This is a genomic window from Paenibacillus sp. 1001270B_150601_E10 (assembly GCF_015558675.1).
GTDB lineage: Bacteria > Bacillota > Bacilli > Paenibacillales > Paenibacillaceae > Paenibacillus_B.
Map to the genome: position 1 here is coordinate 152,801 of NZ_JADMOL010000009.1, position 217 is coordinate 153,017.

At 60.4% G+C, this 217-nt stretch carries 1 protein-coding gene; it reads left to right on the top strand.

Annotated elements, in window-relative coordinates:
- Positions 1-217, top strand: a 217-nt coding sequence (locus tag I2H74_RS19085) for a glycosyltransferase (protein WP_195575829.1), incomplete at both ends; no start/stop codon positions are given.

Below are 217 nucleotides of genomic sequence, written 5' to 3' on the forward strand. Positions count from 1 at the left end.
CACGAGGAGGTGCCGGCTTGGTACGCGCTTGCAGATATTGTCGTCGTGCCATCCGTCGAGCGAGAAGCGTTTGGCCTCGTTAATGTGGAGGCGATGGCTACGGGCGTCCCCGTTGTCGCGTCCCAGGTCGGGGGGATTCAAGAGGTTGTGGAGGACGGCGTAACAGGGCTCCTTGTTCCGCCTTATCAATTGCAAGGAGGGCTCTATGAGGCACTCG